Genomic DNA, 305 nt, shown 5'->3' with positions numbered 1-305 from the left:
GCTTTAGCATCTGCTGCTTCCGCTTTCGCTACCGCACCATCAGCTTTGGTATCTGCTGCTACTGCTTTAGCATCTGCCGCTACAGCTTTATCGTCTGCTGCTTTCGCTGCATCTTTAGCTTCGCCTGCTTTCGCTAATGCATCTGCTGCATCTGTTGCCGCTTTACCGGCTTTAGTATCAGCTGCTACAGCTTTAGCATCTGCCGCTTCCGCTTTCGCTACCGCACCATCAGCTTTGGTATCAGCTGCTACCGCTTTAGCATCTGCTGCTTCCGCTTTCGCTACCGCACCATCAGCTTTGGTATC

General features: G+C 52.1%; 1 protein-coding gene. It reads right to left on the bottom strand.

Translation table 11 applies throughout. The features are described from left to right. The coding region (locus ACTHSP_RS23470) for a hypothetical protein (RefSeq protein WP_440347178.1) at window positions 1-305 on the bottom strand (305 nt) is incomplete at both ends.

The organism is Neisseria sp. P0001.S005, from assembly GCF_051963715.1.
Note: the sequence above shows the minus strand (reverse complement) of the source record. Positions and strands in the feature narration are given on the sequence as shown.